We start from the raw sequence: 23,552 nt of genomic DNA, 5'->3' as shown, positions 1-23,552 counted from the left end.
ATACGAAAGACGAGGCAGATTATGAAATTCGCACGCGATTGTCGTTCGAGCGAATCCAACGAAGCAACCGCGCAGCTGCTGTTCGAAGCGCTGCCGTGGATTAAGAACCTGACCGGCAAGACGGTTGTTATCAAATATGGCGGAGCCGCCATGGTTGATGAGCAGCTGCGCCGCGACGTGATGAGCGACATCGTTTTGCTCAAGATCATCGGTATGCGCCCCGTCATCGTGCACGGCGGCGGCAAGGCTATCAACGAGGCGCTGAGCCATTACGATATTCCCGTCGAGTTTAAGAACGGCCAGCGTGTGACCACGCCGGCGACTATGGATATCGTGCGCGAGGTGCTGGGCGGCAAGGTCAACCAAGAGCTGGTTGCTGCCATCAACCACCACGGCAACCTGGCCGTGGGCGTGTCGGGCAGTGATGCCGGCACGCTCATCGCCGAGCCGCTCGACCCCGAGCTCGGTCGCGTGGGCAAAGTGACGCGCGTCAACACCGACTATATTGAGCGCTTACTCGATAGCGAGTACATCCCCGTCATCGCTACCGTCGCGGCGGGGGAGGACGGCGGTTTCTTCAACATCAACGCCGACACCGCCGCCGGTGCCGTTGCCGCGGCGCTCCACGCGCATAAGGCGATCTTTTTGACCGATGTCGATGGTCTGTACAAGGACTTTAGCGACAGGGACTCGCTTATCTCCAACCTAACGCTCGACGAGGTTAACGAAATGCTCTACGGCGGCGAGGTCGATAAGGGCATGATTCCCAAGCTGCGTGCGGCCGTCGATGCGCTTGCCGGCGGCGTATTTCGTGCCCACATCATTAACGGTACAACGCCGCATTCGCTGCTCCTGGAGCTGCTGACCGATGCCGGCGTCGGCACCGTGATCCATTCCACCGAGACGGCTTACGAGTTCGATACGCATCCGCATCCGCTTTCGACGTTTGCTGCGCGTCTGACCGAAAACCTTGACGAGATCGAGAGGCTTCAGACGGTCTAGCTGACCCGTAGCCGCCCCATTCCTGCACCCATAGCCCCGCGCCGTCTGGCGCCCAACGAAAGGCATCCCATGTCACTTGCAGCTCAGCAATCGCTTGAATCCCATTACGTTATGCATACCTTTGGCCGCTCTCCGGTCGAGTTTGTCGAGGGTCACGGCATGAAGCTCACCGGCGACGATGGCCGTGAGTACCTCGACTTTCTTGCCGGCATCGGCGTGTGCAGCCTAGGTCATGGCGACCCGGCCGTGCTCTCGGCGCTCGAGGCACAGACCAAAAAGCTCATGCATGTCTCCAATTACTTCTACATCGAGCAGCGCGGACAGGTCGCGGCGCTGCTGTCCAAGCTTGCTAACGACGACGTAGATGGTGCGCGCGTGCTTGCCGATGCCATTGTCGCCGGCGATGAGACCACGGCAGCTGCTCTTGGTGCCCCGGCTGCGGATGAGCAGGTTTGGGAGACCTTCTTTGCCAACTCTGGCGCCGAGGCCAACGAGGGCTCGATGAAGCTCGCGCGCCTGTACGCCAAGCGTGCCGGTAATGGCGGCAACACCATCGTGTGCATGCGCGGCGGCTTCCACGGCCGTACGCTCGAGACCATTGCCGCCACCATGCAGGATTGGCTGCAGGACAGCTTCCGCCCGCTGCCGGGTGGCTTTGTGGCCTGCACGCCCAACGATGTGGACGAGCTGCGTGCGATCTTTAAGCAGCTGGGGAGCGAGATTTGTGCCGTGATGCTCGAGCCGATCCAGGGTGAGAGTGGCGTGCACCCCATGACCGAGGAGTTTATGGCTACGGCGCGCGACTTGGCGCACGAGGTGGGTGCCGTGCTTATCGCCGACGAGGTCCAGTGCGGCATCTTCCGCTCTGGCAAGCCATTTGCATTCCAAACCTATGGCGTGGAGCCCGACATTATGAGCCTTGCCAAGGGCATTGCCGATGGCGTGCCCATGGGTGCCGTAGTGGCAAAGAAGGAGATTGCCGACGTGTTTAAGCCGGGGGACCACGGCTCGACCTTTGGCGGTAGCTGCTTGGCCGTCGCGGCGTGCGCCGCGACGCTCTCCGCGCTCGTGCGCGGCGATTATGCCGACCATGCTGCCAAGGTGGGCGCCTATATGGAGGCAAAGCTCGCCAAGCTGCCGCACGTGACCGAGGTACGTGGCCGCGGCTTGATGCTCGGCTGTGATTTGGATGATGCCGCGGGCGACGCGCATGATGTTGTTGCCCGCGCGCTGGCCGCCGGTGCCGTGATCAACGCTACGGGTGCGCATACGCTGCGTTTCCTGCCGCCACTTGTCTGCGAGGAAGCCGACGTGGACAGCCTGATCGAGATACTGTCGGGTGTCTTGGGCTAACGCGGTGCAATAACTCAATTTGGACCGGGTTCCGGACTGCGGACGTGCCCTATGCGGCATGATTCAGCGGTCTGGAGCCCGTTTTGCCTTAGATTTGCTAAGGCAGGGAGACCTGCTGGTCAAAAAACATCAAATATGAGTACTGTTACCGATTTGGTAGCAGCAATTTTGGACTAATAAGGCCAGATAGCAAGTCGAAATGGCGATGAAAGCATGATTTTGATCCAACTGTTAGTCCTTATAATGGACATATGTTGCGTAACTTAAGCAAATATTGTCTTTTTATATGTTGCAAACAAAGTAGCAGTACTCATTTTTGCCATTTTTTGGCCACGGCCTTTGCGACAGATGTGCTGGCGGGTTCGAATCCCTCTGCGATGGGCCTGAAAAAGGAAAGGCCTCCATCGCTGGAGGCCTAACAATTCAGTGGTGGGCGATGAGGGATGTCCGCGTGCGGCTGGCGCCGCCCGCGCCCCGCTTCGTCGCTCCGCTCCTCGCGTGCTGCGCTGGAAAACGCTTCGCGTTTCCTCAGCTCCGCACCCTTGCGGGTTCGAATCCCACGCACCGGGCACAAAAAAGAAAGGCTCCCATTGCTGGGAGCCTATCAAATCAGTGGTGGGCGATGAGGGATTCGAACCCCCAGCCTTGTGCGTGTAAAGCACCTGCGCTAACCGTTGCGCCAATCGCCCGTGAGAAGAGAGTATAGCAAAACAATCGCCCCATTCACCTCATATCCATTAAAGGTAACTGGCGCGTGTCACAGCGGAGCTGATTCAGTTGAGATTGCCTGAACATTCCGCCCCTCTTTACGCCCTCGGGTATACTCAAAAGCTACTGATTTGATTTGACGCCCAGCAACAGCAGAGGGGATAGTATATGTGCGGTTTTGTCGGTTTTGTCGGTGGGACGGATAACCAATCCGAGGTGCTCACCAAGATGATGGACCGCATCGTCCATCGCGGTCCCGACATGGGCGGTCAGTTTATCGACGGCCGCGTTGCCCTGGGCTTCCGCCGCCTGTCGATCCTCGACCTGACCGAGGCTGGCGCCCAACCCATGGCCAACGAGGACGGTAGCGTCGTCATTGTCTTCAACGGCGAGATCTACAACTTCCAAGAACTCCGTTCCGAGCTCGAGGCCAAGGGCTACAAGTTCCACTGCGGCGCCGACACCGAGAGCCTCCTACACGGCTACGAGGAGTGGGGCGAGGCCGTCCTCGATCGCCTGCGCGGTATGTACGCCTTCGTCATCTGGGACAAAAAGAAGAACAAGCTTTTTGGCGCCCGCGACATCTTTGGCATCAAGCCGCTCTACTACTATCCCATGGCCGATGCGGGCGACGGCGCTCCGGGCGTGCTCTTTGGTTCCGAGATCAAGAGCTTCCTGGACTACCCGCACTTCCACAAGGCGGTCAACAAAAAGGCCCTGCGTCCGTACATGACGCTGCAGTATTCGGCAACCGAGGAGACCTTCTTCGAGGGTGTCTACAAGCTGCCGCCGGCGCACTACTTTACCGTCGATATCCCGACCGGCAAGATGAACATCGAGCGCTACTGGGATTGCGATTACTCTGCCGTCGAGAAGCCGTTCGAAGAGTATGTCGATGAGCTGGACGAGGTCGTACACGAGAGCGTCGAGGCCCATCGTATCGCCGACGTCAAGGTCGCGTCGTTCCTCTCCGGTGGCGTCGACTCTAGCTACATCGCCGCTTGCCTCATGCCCGACAAGACCTTCTCGGTGGGCTTTGACTACAAGAACTTTAACGAGACCAACTACGCCAAGGAGCTTTCCGATAAGCTCGGCGTCGAGAACGTTCGCAAGATGATTACCGCCGACGAGTTCTTCGGTGCGCTCGAGGACATCCAGTATCACATGGACGAACCGCAGTCCAACCTGTCTTCCGTGCCGCTGTGGTTCTTGGCCGAGATGGCCCGCAAGGACGTTACCGTCGTGCTTTCGGGCGAAGGCGCCGACGAACTCTTTGGCGGCTACGCCTACTACGAGGATACGGTCCCGGTGCGCAAGTACAAAAAGATGGTGCCGCTGCCCGTCCGTCGCGCGCTCGGTAACCTGGCGCTGCATATGCCGTACTTCAAGGGACATAACTTCCTGGTCAAGGGTGCCGAGATCCCCGAGAAGTCGTTCCTGGGACAGGCTCTGGTATGGCCGGAGCGCGAGGTCGACGGCGTGCTCAAGCCCGAGTACAACACCGGCGACGGCGCCTTCGAGCTCGCTGCACCCATCTACGCACGCGTGAAGGGTCAGCCCGAACTGGTCAAGAAGCAGTACCTGGACATGAACATGTGGCTCCCGGGCGACATTCTGCTCAAGGCCGACAAGATGTGCATGGCACACTCGCTGGAGCTGCGCGTGCCCTTCCTGGACCGCAAAGTCATGGAGTTCGCCGAGCACATTCCCGACCGCTACCGCATCAACGAGAACGGCAACAAACAGGTACTCCGCCACGCTGCCAACAAGTCGCTGCCCGATGAGTGGGCCACCCGTCCCAAGGTGGGCTTCCCGGTGCCGATTGTCTACTGGCTGCGCGAGCAAAAGTGGTACGACTATGTCAAGGAGTACTTCACCGCGCCGTGGGCAAGTGAGTTCTTCAATACCGACGAGCTCATGCACCTGCTCGATCTGCACTTTGCGGGCAAGGGCGATTTCCAGCGCAAGATCTATACGCCGCTCGTGTTCCTAGTGTGGTACAAGCGCTTCTTTATCGACGAGGGCCAGCCTTCTGTTCAGGCTGCCTAGTCTCGGCCTACGAATGCCTGCGCGTAACGGCTCCTCCGGGAGCCGTTTTTGCGCGAGCACGTTTCAGTTACTATGAAAACCGTCCCTGCCAAATGGCTGAGAAAGGTGAAAGATGCACCATTCGGATTCCGCGACCGTGACCACGGTCGATACGCTTGCCAAGCTGCTCGATGTGTGCGGCGAGCTGCGCGCATCAGAGCAGGTTGACGAGCGTGCCGTGACCGGTTGCTCGTTTGATTCGCGCGCGGTCTCGGCAGGTGACGTGTTCTTCTGTAAAGGTGCTGCCTTTAAGCCCGCGTTTTTGAGCATGGCGCTCGATGCGGGCGCCGTCGCATTTGTGTGCGAGGAGTCGCTGGTCGAGTCTCTGGAGCCGCTGGCGAAGGAGAGCGGTGCTGCGATGCTGGTTGTTGATAGTGTTCGCACGGCCATGGCCCTGTTGCCGCCGGAGGTCTACGACCGTCCCGACCACGACGTCAAGATCGTGGGCATCACCGGCACCAAGGGAAAGACCACGGCCGCTTTTATGCTCCAGTCGATTATCAAAGCGGCGGGCGAGTCCTGCGGCATGATCGGCTCGGTGAGTACCGACGATGGTATCGAGTGCTACGAGAGCACCAATACTACGCCCGAGGCCCCCGAGGTTTGGCGCCATATCGCCAACTGCCGCACGTCCGGTCGCCAGTCCATGGTCATGGAGGTCTCGAGTCAGGCGCTCAAGTACCAACGCGTCGAGAATCTGCCGTTTGACGTGGCGTGCTTCCTCAACATCGGCCGCGACCACATCTCGCCGATTGAACACCCCACGTTTGAGGATTATTTTGAGAGCAAACTCAGGATCTTTGACCAGGCAAAGACCGCCGTGGTGAATCTGGGCACCGAAGAGGCCGACCGTGTGCTGGAGGCAGCGTCGACGGCCGAGCGCTTGGTGACCGTTGGCGTCGAGCATCCCGAGGCAAGCCTGTGGGCGAGCGACGTACGCATGGTCGGCTTTAGCATCGAGTTCAACTTGCATGGCCTGTGTGCCGACGAGTCCGAGGCGGGGGAGAAGATCCTGCTGGGTATCGCGGGAGACTTTAACGTGGAGAACGCGCTGGTCGCTATTGCCGCTGCGCGCGAGATCGGCATCGGTATCGATGCCATCAAGAAGGGCCTCTCCAAACTGCGTGTGCCGGGCCGTATGGAGGTCGTGGAGTCGAAGGACGGCCGCGTGATCTGCGTCGTTGACTATGCGCACAACCAGCTTTCGTTCCGTTCGCTTTTCTCGTCGGTCAAGCGCGCGTTTCCCGCCAGCCCGGTCATCGCGGTGTTTGGCGCTGCCGGCGGCAAGGCGCAGGAGCGCCGCGAGCAGCTTCCGCGCGAGGCCGCACCGTATTCCGACCTGATGATCTTTGCCAATGAGGACCCGGCTCACGAGGACCCGATGAAGGTCTGTCGCGAGCTTGCCGAACATGTTCCCGACGATACGCCGAACAAGATCATCCTCGATCGCGAAGCTGCCGTGCATGCGGCGTTCAAGGCGGCGCGCGAGGAGTACGTCAACCCCGATGCTCCCACCATTGTCTTGCTGCTGGCAAAGGGTGACGAGGAGCTCATGCACGTGGGCGACGAGTTCGTGCCCATCGAGAGCGACCTTTCGCTGGCCAATCGCCTGATCGATGTTACCCAGTTTGACTAATGAACCATGATGGCGGCGGTGCCCTGAGTGCGCTGTCGCCATAAGCGTGTTCTCTCAATCAAAATATGCCGTCCAAGTCCAAACCCTTCTACGTAAACGGAGTAACCATGTCCCACAATACCCTGCCGACCGTCGCTGAGCTTTCGGGCGAGATGCGCGAGCGCTTGGCCAAGGTCAAGTACGTCTTTACCGACCTGGATGCCACGATGCTCGCACCCGGCTCGTGCGTGCTGCGCGACAACGACGGCAACCCCTCGACCAAACTCGTCGAGGCCGTCGTGGCGCTCGCTCGCGCTGGTATTCAGGTGGTTCCCACCTCGGGCCGCAACCGTACCATGATCCACGAGGACGCGCGCGTGCTCGGTCTCAACTCCTACATCGGCGAGATGGGCGGCCTGGTCATGTACGACCTCAAAGCCAACGATTGGGAGTATCTGACCGGCGACATGCCCTACGACTCCTCTTGCGGCCTCACGCCGCACCAGGTGATCGAGCAGACCGGCGTGTGCGAGAAGATCCTCGCCCGCTGGCCGCACAAGATCGAGTATCACAACGACATGTCGACCGGCTACAAATACCGTGAGGTCACCGTCGGCATGCGCGGCGATGTGCCCGACGATGAGGTTCAGGCCATCCTGGACGAGGCCGGCTGCGGTCTGATCTGGGCTTGCAACGGCCATCTGACTCACCTGTCCAAGCCGACGACGCTCGAGCTCGATCGCGTCGAGGACGGTCGCGCATTCAACATCAACCCCGCGGGTCTCAACAAGGGCGTCGCCATTGCGCGCTTCTGCGAGCACCTGGGGATCGAGCGCGAGGAGACGCTCGCGCTCGGCGACTCCGAGTCCGACTTCTACATGGCCGATCACGTGGGCACGTTCTGCCTGGTCGAGAATGGCCTGACGAGCGCCGGCGCGCCCGAGTTCCTGGCTGCTTGCGAGAACGCTTTCGTTACGCGAGGCAAAATTGTCGACGGTTGGGCGGCGACGGCAGAGCTGCTGGTCGCGGCGCGTTCGTAGCGCGGCGTCGCCGCACTTGGACATGTCTTTTCGAGAGAGACTGGTGAGGTAATGTCCGATATCGAGAATCCGGCAGGCGACACGCGCCCGATTGGCGTGTTCGATTCTGGTTTGGGCGGTCTGACGGTTGCGCGCGCGATCGCGACGGCGCTGCCGCACGAGTCCGTCTACTACTTTGGCGACACCAAGCGCTGCCCCTACGGCACGCGCACCGAGGATGAAGTGCGCTCGTTTGCGCTGCAGGCGGGTCGTTGGCTTTCGAAGCACGACGTCAAGATTATGGTCATCGCCTGCAACACGGCGACCGCTGCGGCCTTGCGTTTGGCCCAGCAGGTGCTCGACGTTCCCGTGATCGGTGTGATCGCGCCGGGTGCCCGTGCGGCAATCAACAGCACGCGTACGCGTCGCGTGGGCGTGCTCGCCACCAACCTCACTATTCGCTCGGGCGCCTACACGCGCGCCATTCAGGATCTAGATGCCGGCGTCGATGTATACGGCTGTCCTGCCTCGAGCTTTGTCGAGGTTGTCGAACACGAGCTCGCCTCGGGTGCACACCTGCAGGAACAGTGGCTTGAGAACGAGGACATCTTCGATACGCCTGCCGTGCGTGCGCTGGTGGGTGCCACGGTTGAGCCGCTGCGCGACCACGGTATCGATACCGTGGTGCTTGGCTGTACGCATTTCCCGCTGTTGGTGGGACCTATCCGCCATGCGCTGGGGCCTGGGGTGCGCGTCGTGAGTTCCGCCGAGGAGACCACGCGCGAGCTGACCGATATCCTCACGCGCCGCGAGCAGCTGGCGGGCGACGCAGCCGAGCCGCAACATCGTTTTGCAACGACGGCCGATAATATTGCCGAGTTTGCGGTGGCGGGCAGCTTTATCTTTGGTCAGCCGCTCAAGAGCATCGAACATATCGATATCGATGAGCTGAAATAGATGTAAGGCAGCCGCCAAAGCCTTCGCCACATCTTTTGCCGAAAGGATATTTCTATGGAGTACATGCAGGTCAACCGCGCCAACGGCCGCGCCGCCAACGAGTTGCGCCCCGTTAAGCTCACCCGTGGCGTCATGAAGCACGCCCACGGCTCGTGTTTGGCCGAGTTCGGTGACACGCGCGTGCTGTGCGCCGCCACTATCGAGGAGGGCGTGCCGGGCTGGCGAAAGGGAGCTAAGGCCGGCTGGGTGACCGCGGAATACGCCATGCTGCCGGCGTCGACCGGCAAGCGCTGCAAGCGCGAGCACGCCAACCGCAAGGGTCGCTCCATGGAGATCGAGCGCCTCATTGGCCGCAGCCTGCGTACCGTCGTCAACATGAAGGCGCTCGGCGAGTACACCGTCACCGTCGACTGCGATGTGATTCAGGCCGATGGCGGCACGCGTACAGCGAGCATCACCGGCGCCTGGGTGGCGCTGCACGACGCCCTCGCCATGTGGGTCGAGGCGGGCAAGATCGAGCGCATCCCGCTTACCGGCCAGGTGGCTGCCATCTCTATGGGCGTTGTCGACGGCAATACGCTGCTTGACGTCGATTATTCCGAGGACAGCCATGCCGAGGTCGACATGAACCTCGTCGCCACCGACACTGGCGAGATGATCGAGCTCCAGGGCACCGGCGAGCAGGCGCCCTTTGACCGCAAACGCCTCAACGCCCTGCTCGACCTGGGCGACAAGGGTATCGCCGAGCTCATCGAGCTTCAGCGCCAAGCCATCGCCTAACCTGCCAAAAGGGACAGGTTTATTTTGGTAGGTTTTATCTGCTGAAATGCTGCGTTGAAAGGTCCGATCGCCTGAGAGGGGAGAGGTCAAGTGCCCAAACGCCCCTCACGCGGCTTGCTATAGAGACAAGGAGGCCAGTCATGGCACTTGAGAAGATTGACATCGACACCCTCGACCCGGCGGCGACCATCGTCGTGGCAACGGGCAACGCCCATAAGCTCACCGAGATCGAGGCCATTTTGGGCAAGGTCATGCCCGAGGTGCGCTTTGTGGCGCTCGGCCAGCTGGGTGATTTTGAGGATCCCGAGGAAAACGGCACGACGTTTTTGGAGAACGCCATCATCAAGGCCCAAGCCGCGGTTGAGGAGACGGGCCTTATGGCCATTGCCGACGATTCGGGCTTGGTCGTCGACGCGCTGGACGGTGAGCCCGGTGTGTATAGCGCGCGCTATGCGGGCGTGCACGGCGACGATGCCGCCAACAACGCCAAGCTTCTCGTTAACCTGGAAGGCGTGGCAGATGAGGACCGCACCGCGCGCTTTATGAGCGTCGTCGCGCTCATCGACACGGACGGTCTGGTTACCTATGGCGAGGGCGCCTGCGAGGGCGTTATCGCGCACGAGGGCCGCGGCGACCATGGTTTTGGCTATGACCCGCTGTTCCTGCCGGTCGACACGCCGGGCAAGACCATGGCCGAGCTGACGGCTGACGAGAAGAACGCCATCAGCCATCGTTTCCACGCGCTCGAGCATCTGTCCGCCAAGCTGACGGGCGAGGAGTAGGCCATGCGTGCGGTGGTGCAGCGCGTGCTCAACGCCGGCGTGACGGTCGACGGCGAGTGCGTGGGCCGCATTGGACGCGGCTATCTGGTGCTGCTGGGCGTGGGCCACGGCGACACGCGCGCCGAGGCCGACAAGCTGTGGGGCAAGCTCCGCGGCCTGCGTATCAACGAGGACGAGAACGGCAAGACCAACTTGGCGCTTGCCGATATCGACGGCGAGGTGCTCGTGGTGTCGCAGTTCACACTGTTCGCTGACTGCCGCCACGGCCGCCGTCCGTCGTTTACGGATGCCGGCGCACCCGATGTTGCCAACGAGCTCTACGAGTACTTCCTGACGCTTGTGCACGAGGACGTTGAGCATGTAGCGCACGGTATCTTTGGCGCCGACATGAAGGTCGACCTGGTCAACGACGGCCCATTCACCATCGTCTTGGACACCGACAACCTTTAGGTTACGCGGTTTTACCAAACCGCGTAACAACTGGTCATGCGAGGTTGTCGTCTGGTACGTATTTGGGACCGGGCTTATTTAGCTACTTGCGTATGGCCACAATAGGGTGCTATAGTATTAGAGTTTTGTCTATCTTAGGGGTATTATCCCCTTTTTGAATTGCACCTTCTGGAGGCCCTGTTCATGGAAGAGATGGAAGTCAATCACGTCGACGACATCCACGAGAAGCTGACCGATATGGTGGGCGATCGCGTCAAGGTGAAGGCCAACATGGGCCGTACCCGCGTCGTCGAGCGCATGGGCACCATCAAGAGCGTCCACCCGGCCGTCTTCATTGTCGAGGTTGACGAGCGTCGCGGCCGCAAGTCGCGTCAGTCCTACCAGTACATCGATGTCCTCACCGGCCAGGTCGAGCTGTTCGACCCCGAGAGCGGCGAGCATATCTTTACCCCGCTCGACAATCAGCTCGAGGAGCATTAACGGTGACCGATCGGTCCCTGACTCTTTCCGCGCCGGCAAAGATTAACCTCTACCTGGGGGTTCATACCGAGCGCGATGACCGCGGCTACCACAGGGTCGATTCCCTGATGGCAGCCGTCGGTCTTTCCGATACCGTGACGGTCACGCCGGCGCAGGCGCTGACCGTCCAGACGGTTCCGGCATCAGATTTTCCCATGCAAAAGAATACGGCGTATCGGGTTGCGGTTGCTATGGCCGAGCATTATGGTCGCGAGGCAAACATCTGCGTGACGATTGAGAAGCGCATTCCATTGTGCGCCGGCTTGGGCGGCCCCTCGACGGATGCGGCCGCGGTCATTGTCGCCTTGGCGGAGCTCTGGAGCATTGATCGCACCGACCCAGCGCTCGACGATATTGCGCGGGGCATTGGTGCCGACGTCCCGTTCTTTTTGCACGCGAGTCCTGCGTTCTACGTAGGTGGGGGAGACGTGCTGGCAACTGAGTACCCCGCGCTGCCCGCGACGCCCGTCGTGCTGGTCAAGCCGCGCGAGGCAAGCGTTTCGACAATTGAAGCCTATCGACGTTTTGACGAGACCCCGGTGCCTGCGGACAAGCCCGGCGCGATAGCTTCTGCCTTGCGTGCTGGTGATGCCGAGACGGCATATGCACTCATCCATAACAACCTTGGTGTCATTTCCGCACAGATGGAGTCGCAGATTCAAACGGTCCTCGACTGGCTGCGTAAACAGGACGGAACCGTTGCTGTAGATGTGTGCGGATCGGGTGCCTGCTCGTTTGCCATTTGCGACACCGCTGCCACGGCCGAAAGGCTTGCCGATGCTGCCCAGCAAAATGGCTGGTGGGCCTGCGCGACTGAGCTTATTCCCAACACGGTTCAAATCGACGCGCCAAAGAAATAAAAATTTCTCTAGCACGCGGCGAAAATCTTTGTTACTATAGTCGAGCTAACGGGTTGTGGCTCAGTTTGGTAGAGCACTGCGTTCGGGACGCAGGGGTCGCTGGTTCAAATCCAGTCAACCCGACCAGAGCATGAGGAGGGACCGCTTCTTGCGGTCCCTTTTTTTAGCTAGTGTTGTGATACCGCGATACCCGCGGTATACTCATTCGAGCTTGTCTCGCTGTATTGTGGAGGTCTACATGTTTGGACTGAGGGCTCCTGAGCTCATCATTATTCTCGTCGTTGTCCTGATTATCTTCGGGCCCAAGAACCTGCCGAAGCTCGGCAAGTCCCTCGGCTCTACCGTCAAGAATATCCGTGAGGGTATGGAGGGCGACGATAAGGCCGAGACCAAGCAAGCCGAGGAGGTCGTGGTCGAGCAGTCCGAGGAGGACAAGGAGATCGCTGAGCTCGAGGCCAAGCTCGCTGCTGCCAAGAAGAAGCAGGCAGAGGACAGCGACGCGGACGCAGAGTAGTCCCATCCCTTTGGGGTGAGCACCTGACCGGCTTGCCCGCAGGCTAGCCGGTCTTTTTCGTTTTGTTGACAGTTGATTGTTTGATCAGAGTTGGGGAGATATCCGTATGGACGCAAGCCAGATCGTACTGACCGCTGAGGGCCGCCAGAAGCTCGTCGAGGAGCTCGCTTGGCGTGAGGGCGATTACGCCAAGGAGATCGTCGAGGACATCAAGGAAGCCCGCGCGTTCGGCGACCTTTCGGAGAACTCCGAGTACGATGCCGCCAAGGACAAGCAGGCCCAGAATGCTGCTCGTATCGCCGAGATCCAGGCCATTCTTGCCAACGCTCAGGTTGCTGCCACTACGGGCGATCTGACCGTCTCCATCGGTTCCACCGTTTCGCTGATTGATCCCAACGGCGAGGTCATGGAAGTCACGCTCGTCGGTACCACCGAGACCAACTCGCTCGAGCACAAGATTTCCAACGAGTCTCCGGTCGGTCACGCCATCATCGGTCACGGCGAGGGCGACTCCGTCGAGGTCGTTACGCCTTCCGGCAAGACTCGCGTCTACACCATCGCCAAGATCGCACGCTAGACCACGGTCCCGCGTAAAGGTATGTTTTCGCTCCCTGGGACCGAATCCTGGGGAGCGTTTTAGTTTGAGGAGCTAACTTATGGCAGAGAACCAGAACGCCGCCGATCAGGCATCGACGCTCAACGACGAGCGCGCCACCCGCCTGGCCAAGCGCGCCGCCCTGTTCGAGGCGGGCCAGAACCCCTATCCCGAGCACTCTGAGCTTGAGGACTACGTCGCCGATATCGAGGCTAAGTACGCCGAGCTTGCCGATGGCGAGGACACCGAGGACGTCGTGAAGATCGCTGGCCGTGTGGTCGCCAAGCGCGGTCAGGGCAAGATCATGTTCATCGTCGTGCGCGATGCGACTGCCGAGATTCAGCTGTTCTGCCGCATCAACGACATGGACGAGGCTGCCTGGAGTACGCTCAAGGCCCTCGACCTGGGCGACATCCTGGGCGTGACCGGCGTGGTCGTGCGCACCCAGCGTGGCCAGCTTTCCGTTGCCCCTAAGAGCGCGACCCTGCTTGCCAAGGCCGTTCGTCCGCTGCCCGAGAAGTTCCACGGTCTTTCCGACAAGGAGACCCGCTATCGCCAGCGCTATGTCGACCTGATCGCCAACGACGACGTTCGCGAGACCTTCCGTAAGCGTTCGCAGATTCTCTCCACCTTCCGTCGCTTTATGGAGTCCGACGGCTACATGGAGGTCGAGACCCCCATCCTGCAGACCATCCAAGGCGGCGCTACTGCCAAGCCGTTCATTACCCACTTCAACGCGCTCGATCAGGAGTGCTACCTGCGTATTGCCACCGAGCTGCACCTCAAGCGCTGCATCGTCGGTGGTTTTGAGCGTGTGTTCGAGATCGGCCGCATCTTCCGTAACGAGGGCATGGACCTTACCCACAACCCCGAGTTCACCACGATGGAGGCCTACCGTGCCTTCTCCGACCTCGAGGGCATGAAGGCGCTCGCCCAGGGTGTCATTAAGGCGGCTAACAAGGCCATCGGCAACCCCGAGGTCATCGAGTACCAGGGCCAGACCATCGACCTTTCTGGTGAGTGGGCCAGCCGTCCCATGACCGACATCGTCTCCGACGTGCTCGGCAAGCAGGTCACCATCGACACACCGGTCGAGGAGCTTGCTGCCGCCGCGCGCGAGAAGGGCCTGGAGATTAAGCCCGAGTGGACCGCCGGCAAGATTATCGCCGAGATCTACGATGAGCTGGGCGAGGACACCATCGTCAACCCCACGTTCGTGTGCGATTACCCCATCGAGGTCAGCCCGCTTGCCAAGCGCTTTGAGGACGACCCGCGCCTGACGCACCGCTTTGAGCTGGTTATTGCCGGTCACGAGTACGCCAACGCGTTCTCCGAGCTCAACGACCCGGTCGACCAGGCCGAGCGCTTTGCCGCTCAGATGGCCGAGAAGGCCGGCGGTGACGACGAGGCCATGGAGTACGACGAGGACTACGTGCGCGCCCTCGAGTACGGTATGCCTCCCGCGGGCGGCATTGGCATTGGTATCGACCGCGTGGTCATGCTGCTTACCAACCAGGCTTCTATCCGCGACGTGCTGCTGTTCCCGCACATGAAGCCCGAGAAGGGTTTCCAGTCCGGTGCCGCTGCCGCCAAGGCTGCCGAGGCCGGCAACGCCGCGAGCCCGTTCGTTAAGTCGCTTAAGCCCACGCTCGATTACTCCAAGATCGCCGTTGAGCCGCTGTTTGAGGAGTTCGTCGACTTTGATACCTTCTCCAAGAGCGACTTCCGCGCTGTGAAGGTCAAGGCATGCGAGGCCGTCAAGAAGTCCAAGAAGCTGCTGAACTTTACGCTCGACGACGGCACCGGCACCGACCGCACCATCCTCTCCGGTATTCACGCTTATTACGAGCCCGAGGACCTGGTTGGCAAGACCTTGCTCGCCATCACCAACCTGCCTCCGCGCAAGATGATGGGCATTCCCAGCTGCGGCATGCTCATCAGTGCCATCCACGAGGAGGAGGGCGAGGAGCGTCTCAACCTGATCCAGCTCGACGCTTCCATCCCCGCCGGCGCAAAGATGTACTAGGGGGTTACGCGGGTTTACCAACCCGCGTAACCAGTTGACGCTGCGCGCCGCCCAGGGCGACAATTTGTCATTCAAAAGGCAAGGCATGACCAGAAGGTCTATGCCTTGCCTTTTTCATGCCAACTTGTTCGCCCTGGACGTCGCTCGCTGTCCGTCCTCTACCTGCGGCGTTGACTTGGTTGACACTTAGAACATCGATGTAGTCATTGGGGACGTTCTTAAACGACTGCCCAACGGCTGTTGAGCACATGGCTCGCATGACAGCCGTCTCTTTTATGTTTCCTTTAGCCGTTGCTGCCTAGGATGGGGGTTAGTCGGTAGGAAGGGAGCGTCTATATGGACGACGCGAGCGAGCGTTCAATCGAAGAGGACATGCTCGATCAGTTCAATTACTTTGATGATGAGGACGAGGAGCTGATCGACCGTCGCGAGCCAGCGCCGCTTGATTCCTTTGATCTGGTCGATGAAGAGACTGATGAGGTTGAGGACGAATCAACGGAGCCCCCACAGCCTTCGCGCCTTGACTCGCTGCTTTCGAGAGCCCCCATGCACCACGGCGTTCGTGCCGGCGCGCTCCATATGAAAACTGACTGGCACCAGATCGTGACGGCAGGCGATGAGCTTGCCGTCGATGCGCCGCTCACCGATAAATCATCCATCATCTGCCGCACCGGCATGCTTATGCTGGCAAGCGGAACGGGTGCCTGGCGCGTGCGCGATACCATGAATCGTGTTGCCGCCGTACTCGGTGTCACCATCCACGTTGACTTAAGTCTTCTGTCGTTTGAGTGCACCTGCATCGAAGATGGCCACTGCTTTAACGAGGTTGTCAGCCTGCCCACAACGGGAGTCAATACCCATCGCATTTGGATGATGGAGAGCTTCTTAAAGGAAATCGAGACGTATGGGCGCCGGTTTACCGTGCACGAATACCACGAGATGCTTAAGACCGTTGAGAGCTCAAAGCCCGATTACTCTCCCTGGCAACAGGGCCTTGCGGCAGCCTGTGCTTGCGGCGCCTTCGTCTTTTTGCTCGGCGGCGGCCCTATCGAGATGGCCTGCGCATTCGTAGGCGCTGGTGTTGGCAACTTTGCTCGTTCCCATATTCTCAAGCAAGGCCTTGGTCAGTTCAGCGCGCTGACGACCGGCGTTGCGCTCGCTTGCGTTTCGTATCTGCTGGCATTGCTCGGCCTTGGCCAGGTCATACCGGGGGCAATGTCGCACCAAGAAGGCTATATCGGCGCCATGCTCTTTGTGATTCCCGGCTTTCCGCTCATTACGGCGGGCCTCGACATCGCCAAGCTCGACATGCGAAGCGGTATCGAGCGCCTTTCATATGCCGTATCGATTATTGTGATGGCGACGCTCGTAGGTTGGATGGTTGCCGAGTGTGTTGGCCTGGCGCCGGACGACTTTGCCCCACTGGGCCTTTCGCCGCTTGCCCTTACGCTCCTACGCGTGGTGATGAGCTTCGTTGGCGTATTCGGCTTCTCGGTGATGTTCAACAGCCCGGTAAAGATGGCCGCGGCAGCTGGGTTGATCGGCGCCGTGTCCAATACCCTGCGTCTGACCCTTGTCGATGCGCCGACGATGATTCCCTTCCTGGGCCTCAGCACGGGAATGCCTCCCGAGGCAGCAGCGTTTATCGGCGCGCTGGTATCGGGTCTGCTGGCAAGCTTGGCCGAAGTCAAGCTCACCTACCCGCGTATCGCCCTCACGGTGCCTTCGATTGTCATTATGGTGCCGGGTTTGTATCTGTATCGCTCGATGTATTACATGTGCACCTTCGACACAGTCAATATGCTCGGCTGGTTTGTGCGCGCAGTGCTCATCGTGGCGTTTTTGCCCGTTGGCCTGGGTGTGGCGCGTACGCTCACCGACCCTCGCTGGCGCCACACCAGCTAATTGGTGCAAGGGAGACAGGTTACTTTGCACCAAATGAGTTGCGGTGAAATAGGGACTGAATTGCTGCTTAAAGGGTCAAAACAGTCCGTATTCCACCGCAACTTATGGGGTCGGGGGATTATCGGTGCCCTGCATCTTCATAAACTCAACGCTTACGAAGCGCATGCGTTTCGTGCTAGGCTGGTTCCACCACATAAGTAGTCGCAGACGCGCGTACCACGGGCGGGCGAGATGAAGTTCCAACAGCTCCATCTTGCCCGCCCGTTTTTGTTGCGTGGCGCCGCGGTACAACACAGAGAGGAATCTGCCCTTTATGCCTATCAACAAACGAGAGAGCCTGCTGTTCACCTTTATCATGTGCTTTTGCATGGTGCTCTGGATGAGCATCTACAACGTTGCCCTGCAGCACGGGGCCATCAACGGCGAGGTCGTTGCCACTGCGTGGCTCGGCTTCCCCGTTGCCTACATTTTTGCCATGTGCTGCGACTGGTTTGTTGCCAGTCCCCTTGCCAAGGGTTTCGCTTTTAAATTCCTGGTCACGCCGGGCAAGAGCTCGCCACTTGCCATGACGCTCGCCGTCAGCTCCTGCATGGTCGTTCCCATGGTCATCATCATGTCGCTGTACGGTGCCTGTGAGGGTCTGACGCACATGCCCGGCGGCATCCTTGCGAACCTGTATTCCGTGCCCGCGATCTGGATGATCAACATCCCGCATAATTTTGTGATGGCGCTGCCGTGGAACCTTTTGGTAGCCGGTCCGATTTCCCGCTTCGTCTTCCGTCGCGCCTTCCCTGTGGGGACGGTTTTCGAGGAGGAGCATGCCGAGCTCTTGGAGCAGGCTATGGCTCCTGAGTGCGAGTAGCTCGCTTAGGGATCTGCTGAGCGCGGGCGACTTGCTTGGTTGGAGCCCTAAGCGTGGATAGCTCTCTCGGCGACATCGCGGGCGTGAGCGGTGCGCATGACCGGAGGGCCCGTGCTGCTCCGTTGCCCGACGTGCTAGCGCGCAGAACAATCTGTTGGTGCATTCGGCGGCTGCTGAAGCGTTTCGGCAGCCGCTTTTTATACGGAGTTTAAATACAACAGTCTGTTGTATTACGTAGAGTGGTATATCTCTAGCGGGAAAAATGCGAGAGACGGAGCATTATGGCGTTGCTAGTAGGACTGGACGTAGGGTCGACGACGACCAAAGTTTACGCGATGCACGAAGATATGACCGAGGCGTGGTGGGGATATCGCCGCCACGGGGCGTGTCAGACAGCGAGCGTGCGCGCCATGCTCGGCGAGCTCGCCGAGCGCTTTCCCCATGAGTCACTGCGCGTTGCGGTGACCGGCTCGGGTGCGCGCGATATCGCGACCGCGCTGGGCGCCTCGTACGTTCAGGAGGTGGTCGCCAACGCGCTCGCGATCAGCAGGTTCTATCCGCAGACGCGCTGCGCCATCGAGCTGGGCGGCCAAGACGCCAAGATGATCTTCTTCCGCACCAACGATAAGGGAGACATCGAGGTTGCCGACATGCGCATGAACGGCTCGTGCGCAGGCGGTACCGGTGCATTTATCGACGAGATGGCAAAGCTCATGGGGGTCGGCACCGAATCGGGCGAGTTCGAGCAGCTCGCAAGCCGGGGAACGACCGTCCACGAGGTCTCGGGCCGCTGCGGTGTGTACGCAAAGACCGATATCCAGCCGCTGCTCAACGAGGGCATTCCTACCACCGACCTGGCGCTTTCGGCGCTTCACGCGGTCGCCCGCCAAACGATCGGCGGTCTGGCCCAGGGTATCGACATCGAGCCGCCGGTAATCTTCGAGGGCGGTACGCTCGCCTACAACCCCACACTGGTCCGCGTGTTCCGGGAGCAACTGAATCTATCGGACGATCAGGTTATCGTCCCGCGCGATCCGCAGATCATGGTCGCGCGCGGTGCCGCCCTGTCGCTGACCGACATGTTCGCATCGTCCCAACCGATCGACCTTCCCGACGCTTTTGTCCGGCTGGATAAGCTCGAGACGGTCGCGCCCGCAAGCGGGGAGGGACGTCTTGCCCAGCCCTTTTTTGCCACACCTGCCGAGCAGGCGGATTTTACGGCACGCCATGGCAAAGAGACGCCGGCAAAGGGTCCGGATGCGTATGCGCCCGGAGAGACGGTGCGTGTGGCGCTCGGTATCGATTCGGGGAGCACGACGACCAAGTTCGCCCTGGTCGATGAGGCGGGTGAGCTTGTCGATTCGTTCTACGCGTCTAATAACGGCAGACCGCTCGACGTCGCCCAACAGGGTCTTGTCAGCTTGAAGAACCGCTGGGAGACAGCGGGAGTCACGCTTGCGATCGATGCCGTGGGCACCACGGGATACGGCGAGGAGCTTTTCGCGCGCGCGTTCCACGCCGACTACCATACGGTCGAGACGGTCGCGCACGCCCGCGCCGCGTGCGCATGCGTTCCCGATGCGACCTTCGTGCTCGACATCGGCGGACAGGATATGAAGGCCATCTGGCTCAACCACGGCGTGCTGACCGATATCGTCGTCAACGAGGCGTGCTCTGCGGGCTGCGGCTCGTTCCTCGAGGGTTTTGCCAAAAACCTCGGAATAGCCGTTGAGGATATCGCGACCGAGGCATTTTCGTCCAAAGCCCCCGCCGTTCTCGGCAGCCGCTGCACGGTGTTCATGAACAGCAGCGTCGTTTCCGAGCAGCGGCGCGGTAAGGGTCCGGGCGACATCATGGCCGGTCTCTGCCGTTCGATTATCGAGAACGTGTTCACCAAGGTCATTCGCGTTTCAAATCTCAACCGTCTGGGCGACAAAGTCGTCGTCCAGGGCGGCACGTTCCGAAACGACGCGGTGCTGCGCGCATTCGAGCAGTATATGGGCAAACCCGTCACGCGTGCGCCCCACCCGGGGCTGATGGGCGCTATCGGTATCGCCCTGCTCGCGCGCGAGGAATGCCGCAAGGGCGACGCCGGCACGTCGTTTATCGGGCTCGATGCCGTGGAGCGCTTCGAGCATCGCGAGTTCGGCGGCGTTACCTGCCGTCGGTGCAACAACCGCTGCCAGCGCGCGGTCGTGGCATTTGGCGACGGCTCGCTTTACGTCACGGGCAATCGCTGCCCGCGCGGCGGCGCCATCTCATGGGATGAGCTCGTGCGCGAGGTTCCCGCGGCGGAGGAGCTGCGTCCGCAGGGTGCTTGCGAGGCACAGGCACCCGGCACGGGGCGCGACCGGACCGCGGCTGCCCCCAATCTCTTTGTCGACCGCGAGAAGCTGCTGTTCGAGTCGTACCCCACGGTTCTCGTCTGCGGGGGGCGCGATGTCACGATCGGCATTCCCCGTGTGCTCGAGTTCTGGGACACCATGCCGTTCTGGTCGACGTTCTTCAGCACGCTCGGCTTTAAGGTGCGCGTCTCGGGACGCAGCACCAAGGCGATGTACGAGCGCGGTCTGGCGCACGTCACATCCGACACCGTGTGCTTCCCGGCCAAGCTCGTCCACGGGCACATCCGCAATCTCGTCGACGCCGGCGTCGACCGCATCTTCATGCCCATCATCACGACGGTACCCACCGAAAACACCGCCTCTACCAGCGAGTGGATGTGCGCCGTCGTAAAGGGATACCCCTACGTGATGCGCAATTCCGATAACCCGGAGGAGCGTTTCGGCGTTCCGTTCGATACGCCGCTGTTCCACTGGTACGACGAGGGCGACCGAAACCGCCAGCTCAAGGCGTGGTGCAAGGAGACCTTCGATATCGATGCCGACCTGGTTGCCAAGGCGACCGAGCAGGCGGACCGCGCGCAGGAGACGTTTGAGAACCAGCTGCAGCTGCGCGGCAGGCAGGTGCTCGAGAACGTGCACGAGGACGGCGGCTACGCGGTGGTGATCGCTTCGCGCCCGTACCACAACGACCCGCTGGTCAACCACGGGCTGCCCAAGCTCTTCTCTGAGCGCGGCATCCCCGTGCTGACGCCCGATGCGGTGCCGGGGGTCTGCAACGTCGATCTTTCCAACAGCCGCATCGACATCGTGAACAACTACCATGCGCGCATGCTGTCGTGCGCGGTCATCGTCGCATCGACGCCCGAGCTCGAGCTCGTGCAGATGGGCAGCTTCGGCTGCGGCCACGATGCGTATCTCACCGACGAGATCGCGCGCATGATGGGCGAGATGGGCTCCAAGGTTCCGATGATGATCAAGCTCGATGAGAGCGACGTCGCCGGTCCCATGGGCATTCGCGTGCGTTCGTTTATCGAGTCGGTCAACCGTCGTCGCGCGGAGGAGCGTGCCGAGGGCGCCCGGGTGCACGCGGTCCATCCGCTCGACGACCCGTATAAGGTCAAGTACACCAAGCGCGACCGGCACGACAAGATCGCGCTGGTCCCCAACACCTCCCATGCGTTCTGCAGGCTCATGACCGCGGCGATGCGCAATCAAGGCGTGCGCGCCGAGGCCCTTGATATCGGGCGCGAGGATGCCATCCGCCTGGGCAAACGCTATGTGCACAACGACATCTGCTTCCCCGCGCAAATCGTGATCGGCGAGGCGCTCGCGGCACTCGAGAGCGGTAAGTACGACCTGCACGACGTCGCCGTGGTGACTGGCAAGTATATCGGCGACTGCCGCCTGACGCACTACATGCCCCTGCTGCGCCGCGCGCTCGACGACGCGGGATACGACTATGTCCCGGTGCTCACCAACGACGACGTCGATGCCCACAATGCGCATCCGGGCTTCAAGCTCGGCCTTGGCCCGAGCATCCAGATCGCCTACGGTCTTCCCATGATCGATGCCCTCGAGGCCATGCTTAGGCGCATCCGTCCCTACGAGCTCGAGAAGGGCGCGGCGGACGCTGCGTTCGACCGCGCGCTCGATGAGGTTATCGAGGGCATGGAGCGCTCCGGGCTGAGAGGCCAGGCGACGGGCTTCAAACGCGCGCTTGCGATCATGGACGCCGTTCCGTACGACCGCTCGAACCCGCATCCGACCGTTCTCATCGTGGGCGAGTACCTGCTCAATTTCCATCTCGGCGCCAACCACGAGATCGAGCGCTACCTCGAGGACAACGGGCTCGAGGTCATCGAGGCGCGCATGACCGACGTGATCCGCAAGACCTATTTCTACAAGCATGCGCAGTCGCGCGAGTTCCACGTCGACCTGTCGCTGCCCGAAAAGGCCTGGTACGCCACGGCGGACAACCTGTTCGAGCTCGCGCACGACCGTTGCGACCGCCTGGGCGCGGCGAGCCCGCTCTACGAGCCGCCGACGCGCATGCCCGAGCTCGTGCGCGCGAGCGATAAGATCCTGCACCATACGTTCGATGCGGGCGAGGGCGTGCTGATTCCGGCGGAGATTCTCGAGCACGCCAAGCGCGGCTGCCGCAACTTCGTGATCCTGCAGCCGTTCGGGTGTCTGCCCAACCATGTCGTGGGGCGCGGGCTCATCCATGCGCTCAAGGAGCAGTATCCCACGGCGCAGTTCCTGCCGCTCGACTACGATCCCGACGTGAGCTTCGCCAACGTGGAGAACCGTCTTCAGATGCTCATCATGAACGCCAAGGCGCAGGGGTGCGGTGAGGCGCATGGCGAGACCGCGTAAGGACGCCGATGCGCCCGATGCACGCACCCGTATCATCGAGGCGTTTTGGGAGCTCATCGAGAACAACAGCATCTTCGAGCTGTCGGTTGGCGAGGTGACCCGCGCCGCCCAGTGCAATCGCGGAACGTTTTACTACTATTTTCACGATTTCGATGAACTCGTCGCCATCGCCATAGCCCAGCTGCTGCAGGATAACGAGCTCATCACCGATGCCCTCTGGCATTTTTCGAGCGAGGGCGACCTTTCGGCGTTCGACCGGCGTGACGTCCGCTGCCTGCTGCGGCGCATCGTCATCACCATGAGGGCGGGTGCCGCCGAGCAGGTCGTGCAGGGCATCCATACGATCATCATCGACCGCGTGAGAGAGATCGTCCACCCCGACGGAGAAGAGCTCAAGGCAGATTCGAGCTTTGCGGTGGGCTTTCTGGTCTCGGGCATCATGGGCTTTGTGATGGCGGTCGGCTTTGCCCGGGAGGGCGGCGAGGAGATAGACCTCGAGCAGCCGGGGGACAGCGCGTGCGCGTACCTGAGGGCGGTCGCCATGCAGACGGTGGAAACGGTCGCGCAAGTCGAGGGCGTCGATACATCCGAGCTGCTCGAACGCGTCTCCAAGGAGGCCGATGCCTATCGCGCATCGCGTGCGACGAGTCCCGACGTGGTGAAAGACGCCTAGGGTTTCTCTTGCGGGGCGCCTGTCGCGCATCGCGCGGTGAGTCCCGCGATGCGGTCATAACCTGCATTCATGTGAGCCGGGTTTATAGATATTCCTCCAGCTGTTAACATAGACAACCTGTGG

At 60.9% G+C, this 23,552-nt stretch carries 18 protein-coding genes and 2 tRNA genes; 19 read left to right on the top strand and 1 reads right to left on the bottom strand.

Going from position 1 to position 23,552, the window contains the following annotated elements; genetic code table 11:
• Positions 1-21: 21 nt before the first annotated feature.
• Positions 22-1,002 carry an acetylglutamate kinase gene (gene argB / locus RX395_RS01455; RefSeq protein ID WP_316364928.1) on the top strand — a complete coding sequence of 327 codons (981 nt, stop codon included), beginning with the start codon at positions 22-24 and terminating at the stop codon, positions 1,000-1,002.
• A 69-nt stretch (positions 1,003-1,071) separates the two neighbouring features.
• On the top strand, positions 1,072-2,355 hold the full coding sequence (locus tag RX395_RS01450; protein ID WP_316364926.1) for an aminotransferase class III-fold pyridoxal phosphate-dependent enzyme: 1,284 nt from the start codon (positions 1,072-1,074) through the stop codon (positions 2,353-2,355).
• Between the two features lie 613 nt (positions 2,356-2,968).
• Here RX395_RS01450 and RX395_RS01445 read toward each other — a convergent pair.
• Positions 2,969-3,044 (bottom strand) — tRNA-Val (locus RX395_RS01445).
• Between the two features lie 187 nt (positions 3,045-3,231).
• On the opposite strand from RX395_RS01445, the gene asnB reads away from it, so the two are divergent.
• The 17 genes from asnB (at position 3,232) to RX395_RS01360 (ending at position 23,429) form a co-directional block, all read left to right on the top strand.
• A complete protein-coding gene (gene asnB, locus RX395_RS01440; RefSeq protein WP_195920120.1) occupies positions 3,232-5,112 on the top strand; it encodes an asparagine synthase (glutamine-hydrolyzing) in 1,881 nt (626 codons plus the stop codon).
• Positions 5,113-5,224: 112 nt separating this feature from the next.
• Positions 5,225-6,787 (top strand): Mur ligase family protein, encoded by a 1,563-nt coding sequence (locus RX395_RS01435; RefSeq protein WP_316364922.1) that lies wholly within the window; start codon positions 5,225-5,227, stop codon positions 6,785-6,787.
• Between the two features lie 107 nt (positions 6,788-6,894).
• Positions 6,895-7,806 carry an HAD family hydrolase gene (locus RX395_RS01430; protein ID WP_055309432.1) on the top strand — a complete coding sequence of 304 codons (912 nt, stop codon included), beginning with the start codon at positions 6,895-6,897 and terminating at the stop codon, positions 7,804-7,806.
• 51 nt (positions 7,807-7,857) lie between these two features.
• Positions 7,858-8,742: a glutamate racemase gene (murI, locus tag RX395_RS01425; protein ID WP_035137557.1), complete on the top strand. Its 885-nt coding sequence runs from the start codon at positions 7,858-7,860 to the stop codon at positions 8,740-8,742.
• A 54-nt stretch (positions 8,743-8,796) separates the two neighbouring features.
• Positions 8,797-9,522, top strand: coding sequence for a ribonuclease PH (gene rph / locus RX395_RS01420; protein ID WP_316364917.1), 726 nt, complete (start codon positions 8,797-8,799; stop codon positions 9,520-9,522).
• A gap of 140 nt (positions 9,523-9,662) precedes the next feature.
• Positions 9,663-10,304, top strand: a complete 642-nt coding sequence (gene rdgB / locus RX395_RS01415) for an RdgB/HAM1 family non-canonical purine NTP pyrophosphatase (RefSeq protein ID WP_022094898.1) — start codon at positions 9,663-9,665, stop codon at positions 10,302-10,304.
• A gap of 3 nt (positions 10,305-10,307) precedes the next feature.
• A complete protein-coding gene (dtd, locus tag RX395_RS01410) occupies positions 10,308-10,754 on the top strand; it encodes a D-aminoacyl-tRNA deacylase (protein WP_316364915.1) in 447 nt (148 codons plus the stop codon).
• A 183-nt stretch (positions 10,755-10,937) separates the two neighbouring features.
• Positions 10,938-11,234 carry a Veg family protein gene (locus RX395_RS01405; RefSeq protein WP_316364913.1) on the top strand — a complete coding sequence of 99 codons (297 nt, stop codon included), beginning with the start codon at positions 10,938-10,940 and terminating at the stop codon, positions 11,232-11,234.
• A gap of 2 nt (positions 11,235-11,236) precedes the next feature.
• Positions 11,237-12,133 carry a 4-(cytidine 5'-diphospho)-2-C-methyl-D-erythritol kinase gene (gene ispE / locus RX395_RS01400; RefSeq protein ID WP_316364912.1) on the top strand — a complete coding sequence of 299 codons (897 nt, stop codon included), beginning with the start codon at positions 11,237-11,239 and terminating at the stop codon, positions 12,131-12,133.
• Between the two features lie 49 nt (positions 12,134-12,182).
• Positions 12,183-12,259 (top strand) — tRNA-Pro (locus RX395_RS01395).
• A gap of 112 nt (positions 12,260-12,371) precedes the next feature.
• Positions 12,372-12,647, top strand: a complete 276-nt coding sequence (gene tatA, locus RX395_RS01390; RefSeq protein ID WP_022094895.1) for a twin-arginine translocase TatA/TatE family subunit — start codon at positions 12,372-12,374, stop codon at positions 12,645-12,647.
• A gap of 106 nt (positions 12,648-12,753) precedes the next feature.
• On the top strand, positions 12,754-13,224 hold the full coding sequence (gene greA, locus RX395_RS01385) for a transcription elongation factor GreA (RefSeq protein ID WP_006234960.1): 471 nt from the start codon (positions 12,754-12,756) through the stop codon (positions 13,222-13,224).
• A 79-nt stretch (positions 13,225-13,303) separates the two neighbouring features.
• Positions 13,304-15,268, top strand: coding sequence for a lysine--tRNA ligase (gene lysS / locus RX395_RS01380; RefSeq protein WP_316364911.1), 1,965 nt, complete (start codon positions 13,304-13,306; stop codon positions 15,266-15,268).
• A gap of 336 nt (positions 15,269-15,604) precedes the next feature.
• Positions 15,605-17,173 carry a threonine/serine exporter family protein gene (locus RX395_RS01375; protein ID WP_216596217.1) on the top strand — a complete coding sequence of 523 codons (1,569 nt, stop codon included), beginning with the start codon at positions 15,605-15,607 and terminating at the stop codon, positions 17,171-17,173.
• 313 nt (positions 17,174-17,486) lie between these two features.
• Positions 17,487-18,035: a DUF2798 domain-containing protein gene (locus RX395_RS01370; RefSeq protein ID WP_316364910.1), complete on the top strand. Its 549-nt coding sequence runs from the start codon at positions 17,487-17,489 to the stop codon at positions 18,033-18,035.
• A 281-nt stretch (positions 18,036-18,316) separates the two neighbouring features.
• Complete coding sequence (locus RX395_RS01365; RefSeq protein ID WP_316364908.1) at positions 18,317-22,756, top strand: acyl-CoA dehydratase activase; 4,440 nt, start codon at positions 18,317-18,319, stop codon at positions 22,754-22,756.
• Positions 22,740-23,429, top strand: coding sequence for a TetR/AcrR family transcriptional regulator (locus RX395_RS01360; RefSeq protein WP_055309426.1), 690 nt, complete (start codon positions 22,740-22,742; stop codon positions 23,427-23,429). The genes RX395_RS01365 and RX395_RS01360 overlap by 17 nt, the downstream gene beginning before the upstream one ends.
• Positions 23,430-23,552: the final 123 nt, after the last annotated feature.

This window comes from Collinsella aerofaciens, from assembly GCF_032584215.1.
Lineage (GTDB): Bacteria > Actinomycetota > Coriobacteriia > Coriobacteriales > Coriobacteriaceae > Collinsella.
This window is presented reverse-complemented; position numbering and strand designations above follow the sequence as displayed.